This window comes from Aeromicrobium sp. REDSEA-S32_B7 (assembly GCF_001626145.1).
In the GTDB taxonomy this organism is placed as follows: Bacteria; Actinomycetota; Actinomycetes; order Propionibacteriales; family Nocardioidaceae; genus Aeromicrobium; species Aeromicrobium erythreum.
This window is the reverse complement of the sequence record NZ_LUNF01000308.1, coordinates 1-5,981: the sequence shown is the minus strand read 5'-3', so window position 1 is coordinate 5,981 and position 5,981 is coordinate 1. Positions and strand designations below refer to the sequence as shown.

6 protein-coding genes are annotated in these 5,981 nt (G+C 72.7%); 3 read left to right on the top strand and 3 right to left on the bottom strand.

Going from position 1 to position 5,981, the window contains the following annotated elements; genetic code table 11:
* Nucleotides 1-278 precede the first annotated feature (278 nt).
* On the bottom strand, nt 279-1,211 hold the full coding sequence (locus A6Q79_RS17800) for an EamA family transporter (protein ID WP_286690268.1): 933 nt from the start codon (nt 1,209-1,211) through the stop codon (nt 279-281).
* An 81-nt stretch (nt 1,212-1,292) separates the two neighbouring features.
* On the opposite strand from A6Q79_RS17800, the gene A6Q79_RS17795 reads away from it, so the two are divergent.
* Together A6Q79_RS17795 and A6Q79_RS17790 are read left to right on the top strand one after the other, a co-directional pair.
* Nucleotides 1,293-1,757 (top strand): Lrp/AsnC family transcriptional regulator, encoded by a 465-nt coding sequence (locus A6Q79_RS17795; protein WP_286690267.1) that lies wholly within the window; start codon nt 1,293-1,295, stop codon nt 1,755-1,757.
* Nucleotides 1,758-1,848: 91 nt separating this feature from the next.
* Complete coding sequence (locus A6Q79_RS17790) at nt 1,849-2,772, top strand: SDR family oxidoreductase (RefSeq protein ID WP_286690266.1); 924 nt, start codon at nt 1,849-1,851, stop codon at nt 2,770-2,772.
* 161 nt (nt 2,773-2,933) lie between these two features.
* Here A6Q79_RS17790 and A6Q79_RS17785 read toward each other — a convergent pair whose 3' ends face one another.
* Both A6Q79_RS17785 and A6Q79_RS17780 read right to left on the bottom strand, forming a co-directional pair.
* Nucleotides 2,934-3,128, bottom strand: a complete 195-nt coding sequence (locus A6Q79_RS17785; protein WP_067857382.1) for a hypothetical protein — start codon at nt 3,126-3,128, stop codon at nt 2,934-2,936.
* A gap of 200 nt (nt 3,129-3,328) precedes the next feature.
* Nucleotides 3,329-4,129 carry an alpha/beta fold hydrolase gene (locus tag A6Q79_RS17780; RefSeq protein WP_286690265.1) on the bottom strand — a complete coding sequence of 267 codons (801 nt, stop codon included), beginning with the start codon at nt 4,127-4,129 and terminating at the stop codon, nt 3,329-3,331.
* A gap of 143 nt (nt 4,130-4,272) precedes the next feature.
* Between A6Q79_RS17780 and A6Q79_RS17775 the strand changes: the two genes are divergently transcribed.
* Nucleotides 4,273-5,981 (top strand): GNAT family N-acetyltransferase (locus A6Q79_RS17775; RefSeq protein ID WP_317698888.1); only part of this gene is annotated, 1,709 nt, incomplete at its 3' end.

Genomic DNA, 5,981 nt, shown 5'->3' with positions numbered 1-5,981 from the left:
GTGGGGTTCATGTCTCCAACCTAGAGACCCCCTCCGACACCCCCCTCCAGCCCAGAAAACCCCTGTGGACAGTGACTTCTTCGCTGGTCGAGTAGTCGGTCCCGGCGAGGGACGAGCCTGGGGCCGACGTATCGAGACCACTCCAAGCTCTCGCTGGGGGTTGGCCCGCGCTGAGCCGTTGCCGGGTGGTCTCGATACGTCAGGACGTGCTCGCTGGCGCTCGCCGTCCTGACTATTCGACCAGCGGAACGTGTCGCTGATCGAGTAGCGCGGAGCCGCTACTCGACCAGCAGCGGTCGTCGGTCGACCGACAGCCTGGCGGAGGAGGGCGCGCGGCCGGAGGTGTGGAAGAGCACGAGGCCCACCACGACGAGGACGAGCCCGAAGGCGAGGACGGGGCCGAGCGGCTCACCCAGCAGCGGAGCGGCGAGGGTGGCCGTGAGCACGGGGCTCGACGCGCCCGCCACGGCGCCGGCGCCGCTACCGAGCTGCCGGATGGCCTGGGCGTAGCAGAGCGTCGACGCGATCCCGGTGCCGACGCCGAGCAGCAGCACCGTCGTCAGCACCTGCGCACCGACAGCCGTGCCATCGAGCACCGCCGACGGCTTGAGTCCGAGCGCGACGGAGGCCACCACGCCGACCGTCGAGCCGAGGCTCACCAGGGCGACCACGTCGAGCAGCCCGAGGGTCGTCCGGGCCAGGCCGAGGGTGTAGACGGCCCACAGCAGACCGGCCGCGAGGAGCGCGACCACGCCGACCGACCCACTCGCCGAGGTCATCGTGCTGGCGCTCACGGCCACCCCGCCCGTGATCAGCGCGAGGGCCACGACCCGCCCGCGCGGGACGCTGCGCCGCCGCAGCAGGAGGAGGGTGACGAACAGCGGCACGGTGCCGGGGACGAGCAACCCGGTCAGCCCGGCGCTGGTGAGGTGAGCGCCGACCGCGAAGACCAGGAAGTGGGGGAGTCCGCCGACCATCAGCAGGGCGAGCGTGCTCGTCCGCTCCTGCCGCGCCCGACGCAGCGCGCCGGGCACCCACGGCGCCAGCAGGACGAGGGGAGTGGCGAAGCGGAGCAGGGCCAGGTCGAGGGTCGTGAGTCCCGACGTCCCGAGCGCCCGCGTCATGAGCGCGAACGACGACCACAGCAGGACGGTGGCGAGCAGGGCGGCGGGGCCTGCGGCGGCGCGCACGGTCGGGATGGTCCTGGTCACGCCGCAACAGTAGGACGATCGCCCCGGCATGCGATTGCCATTTCTGCTACCGCACTGCAGCCTCGTGGCAGGATCTGCCACATGAGCCGCTTCGACTCCATCGACCGATCGATCCTGCGCGAGCTGCAGCTGGACGGTCGGCTCACCAACCAGGAGCTCGCCGACCGGGTGGGCCTGTCACCGTCGCCCTGCCTGCGCCGGGTGCGGGCCCTGGAGTCGGCGGGGGTGATCAGCGGGTACCGCGCAGTCGTCGCGCAGCAGGAGGTCGGGCTGAGCATCACCGCGTTCGTCAGGCTGCGGCTGTCGTCGCACGCGACCGACACCGTCGAGGCGGTCGAGGCGGAGCTGCGGGGCCTGCCCGAGGTGGTCGAGGCGTACGTCCTGGCGGGCGACCACGACTACCTGCTGAAGGTGGTCGCCGAGTCGTTCGCGAGCTACGAGCAGCTGCTGCGCGACAGGATCCGCGACATCCCGTCGCTCGCGTCGATCGAGACGACCTTCGCGTTCGGCGTCACGAAGGATCCGTCGCCCGTCCCGGTTCCGTAGGGGAGGGGAGGAAGGGAGTCGTCCTTCGGAGCACGCTGCGTGGCCGCCGCGCGCCGAGCAGGCCGGACGCGACGTGCCTAGGGTCGAGGACATGGGAGAGACGACGCGGACCGCGCTGGTGGCAGGAGCCACCGGCATCGCAGGCTCGGCACTGTGCCGGGAGCTGGTCGAGCAGGGCTGGGAGGTGCTCGGCCTGTCGCGCAGCGGTCGCGCGCCGGTGGACGGCGTGCTCGGGGTGGCGGCGGACCTGACCGACGAGGCGTCGCTGCGCGAGTCGCTCGCGCCCCACGCCCCGACCCACGTCTTCGTGACGGCCTGGATGCGACAGGAGGACGAGGCCGCGAACATCCGCGTGAACGGACGCATGGTGCGCGACCTCCTGGACGCCGTCGACGCGGCGGGCAGCGTGCAGCACGTCGCGCTGGTGACGGGTCTCAAGCACTACCTCGGTCCGTTCGAGGCGTACGGGAAGGGGGAGGTGCCGGACACCCCGTTCCGCGAGGACGAGCCGCGGCTGCCGTACCCGAACTTCTACTACGCCCAGGAGGACGAGCTGTTCGCCGCTGCGGAGCGGGCGGGCTTCACGTGGTCGGTGCACCGCGCCCACACGGTGATCGGCGCCGCAGTGGGCAACGCGATGAACATGGGGCAGACGCTCGCGGTCCAGGCCGCGATCTGCCGTGAGCAGGGGAGACCGATGGTCTTCCCTGGGTCGCGGACCCAGTGGGACGGCCTGACCGACATGACCGACGCGGGCCTGCTGGCCCAGCACCTGGTGTGGGCCGCCACGACACCGGCCGCTGCCGACACGGCGTTCAACGTCGTCAACGGCGACGTCTTCCGCTGGCGGTGGCTGTGGCCGCTGCTGGCCGCACGTCTGGGCGTCGACGCCGAGGGCTCCGAGGGCGAGCCGCGGCCGCTGGAGGAGCAGATGGCCGACGCCGCAGCGACGTGGTCACGCATCGCCGAACGTGACGGCCTGGTGGAGGCCGACGTGGACCGCGTGGCCTCCTAGTGGCACACCGACGGCGACCTCGGACGCGACATGGAGTGCCTGGCCGACATGACCCGCAGTCGTGTCCTCGGGTTCACGGGGTACCAGCCGACGCTCCAGGCGTTCCTCGACCTGTTCGACCGTCTCGAGCAGGCCCGCGTCGTCCCGCGGCCCTGAGGTGCTCAGGGACGTGTCAAGCAGACCGCGCCCGACAGCATCAGCGCGATCGACGCTGCGACGAGCACCTTCTCCGACGTCACCCAGCCCGCGGCGCCCGTCAGGGCCAACCGGGTCGCGGGCCCGACGAACGCGATCATGCCCGCCAGCATCGCGACGGCTCCCAGCATCCCCAGCACCGACATCGCGCCCGCTCCCATCCGTCGCCCTGACGACCCGGTCTGCGTGGCGGCTCCTCCGCACCCGCATCTCGAGGGTCGCAGTGAAGGACGCACTTGGCTCGACGAACGTCGGCCAGAGAGGTTCTGCAGAGGTCTTGCGGTCAGGGGGAGGCACAACGATCGACACTACTTGACATAATGTGCATTATCGGATCGATATCGTGTGCTTCAGAAGGGGCTCAGGAGCCGGCGCGCACGGCGACGTCGTGACGGTGCACGTGCTCCGCCAGCAGCGCGCTCCAGGCGCGGACGTCGTCGGGCGTCGTCGCGACGACGAGCGAGCTCGACGGCCACAGGTCGTGCAGCGTCCGCGCGGTGCTCAACGGGTGCGCCGGGTCGTCGGTCCAGGCCAGCAGCTGGGTCGGGACGTCGAGCGTCGCCAGCGCCGCGGTGGACGGCAGGTCCGAACGCGCAGCGCCACGCAGGACGGTGGGCAGCAACGCCTCGTCGACGTCAGGCACCGTGTCAGGGCGGCCGTGCGTCGCCGGCGGCGGGACGGCGTCGGCGGCCAGCGCGACGAACGCGTCGACGCCCGACGACTCGACGAGCCGCGCCGACGCCTCGTACTCAGCAGCCTTGGCCCGGCGGGACGCCCAGGCCGTCGGCGGGATCATGAGCGTGAGCGAGGCGAACCGTGCCGGGTCCCTGAGCGCGGCGTGCAGCAGCGTCGCGGTCCCCATGGACCCGCCGAGCCCGTGGACCTGCTCCCCCAGGAAGAAGCTTTCGATCACACGTTCGAGGTCGTCGGCGAGCCGTGGCCACGTGTACTCGTTGACGACCGTCCGGCCGGTGGAGCGTCCGTGGCCTCGCGCGTCGTAGCGCAGCAGGCGCACCCCCGGCACACGGGCGGCGACGTCGAGCCCCAGCAGCGCGTCGCGGCGCCTGCTCGACGTGAGGCCGTGGAGCACGACCACCGCCGGACCGTCGTCGCCCTGCACGTCGACGTCGAGGACGGCTCCAGGCACGGACACGGACGACATGGCGGGCGGCTCCTCGGTCTCGGGACCTCCCAGACTACGACGGCGCAAGGCCCCGACGGCCGTCCGAGCGCTCGTTGTGAGCGACGAGACACGCAGTGGCCGACGGGGCGCGCGACGTCGGGGCCGGCCCTAGAGTGACGACCATGCGGCTCACCCACGTGGCCCACCTGCGACTCCCGTTCGGTCGCGTGATGGGGTACGACCTCACCGTCGGCGCCACGGGCGAGCGCCTCCCGGTCTCCTTCGACCAGGAGCGTCACGTCGGTCAGGGCGACCGCCCCGGCTCGTGGATGGCGATCACCGTCCGGCTCCCCGACGTCGACCTCGACCGGCTCGCCGAGGCCTGGCTCGCCGTCGTGCGACGGCACGGCACTCTGCACACCGTCTTCTCCCTCGACGACGACGGCGACGTCGAGCTGCACGAGGTCGAGGTCGGGCCGGGGTCCTGGCGCGAGCACCCGATGGCACCCGGCACCCGCCTGAGCGACGCGATCCGCGGGGTGCTCGACGAGCACTGCCGGCCCCTGTCGAGGCCGTCGCACCGGCTGTGCGTCGTGCAGTCGCACGACCGGCCCACCGTCGTCATCGGGTCCGACCACGCGCACGTCGACATGTGGTCGCTGCTCGTGGTCGTGCGCGACCTCCTGCGCGAGCTCGGGCACACCGCGTCGGAGGTGCTCCCCCGCGCGTTCTCGAGCCACACGGAGTCGCTGCTCGGCCGCGAGCGACCCCCGCAGGACGTCCGCGACCGGTGGGCCGAGGTGCTCGGCGCCTGCGGCGACACCATGCCCCGCTTCCCCCTCCCCCTCGGCGACGTCACCACGCCGGTGCTCGAACGGGTCGAGGTGCGCGACGTGCTCGACGTCGACGCGATGGCCTGGCTCGAGCGCGCGGCGCGGGCCCAGGGCGTCTCGACCCTGGCGCTGGTGACGTCGGTGATGACCCGGGTCACGCGGTCGCTGGCCGACGCGCCGTTCCGCGCCGTCTTCCCGGTCCACAGTCGCTACGAGGAGATCTGGCACGACGCGGTCGGGTGGTTCATCACGAACGCGGTGATCGACTCCCCCGACCCCGACCCGACCGCCTGCGCTGCTGCCGTGAAGGAGGCGATCCGGCTCGGGTCGTGGCCGCTCGCCGACGTGTTCGCCCCGTACGGCGGCATGCCCCAGTCCCCCGGCATGTTCGCGTTCTCGTGGCTCGACCTGCGCCGGCTGCCGGTGCACGTCGACCACGTGGGCCTCGAGGCGCAGTACGTCAGCGCAGCTGGGCGCACCGACGGGGTCATGGTGTGGTTCGTGCTCGACGAGGGCGGCGTGCACCTGCGCTGCCGCTACCCCGACACCGCGGAGGCGCGCGGGTCGGTCGGCGGCTGGCTCGACGCCGTCGTCGACGGCGTCCGTCGAGCCGCTCGCGACGCCGGGACCACCCTCGAGGTCGACGGCGAGCGACTGCGCGTCGAGCGGGCGGAGCGGGCCGACGTGCCCGCCATCGTGGCGCTGCTCGCCGACGACCCGATCGGCGCCTCCCGCGAGCACGGCACGGCGTCGGTCTACCAGGAGGCGTTCGACTCCCTGGTGCGCGACCCGTCGCAGCTCGTGGTGGTGGTGCGCGACGGCGACGAGGTCGTCGCGACGGCCCAGCTGACCATCCTGCCCGGCCTCTCGCGCGGAGGGACGACGCGCATGCAGGTGGAGGGGGTCCGCGTGGCGCCCCGCTGGCGCAGCCGCGGCCTGGGCGGCGCGTTCATGGCGTGGGCGCACGAGCACGGACGCGCCCGCGGCGCGCGACTCTCCCAGCTCACCAGCGACACCTCGCGCGACGCGGCCCACCGGTTCTACGAGCGGCTCGGCTA

Bases quoted from the DNA above. Each gene is read 5' to 3' on its own strand.
- A6Q79_RS17795 (WP_286690267.1), top strand. From the start codon at position 1,293: ATGAGCCGCTTCGACTCCATCGACCGATCGATCCTGCGCGAGCTGCAG.
- A6Q79_RS17790 (WP_286690266.1), top strand. From the start codon at position 1,849: ATGGGAGAGACGACGCGGACCGCGCTGGTGGCAGGAGCCACCGGCATC.
- A6Q79_RS17785 (WP_067857382.1), bottom strand. From the start codon at position 3,128: ATGGGAGCGGGCGCGATGTCGGTGCTGGGGATGCTGGGAGCCGTCGCG.
- A6Q79_RS17780 (WP_286690265.1), bottom strand. From the start codon at position 4,129: ATGTCGTCCGTGTCCGTGCCTGGAGCCGTCCTCGACGTCGACGTGCAG.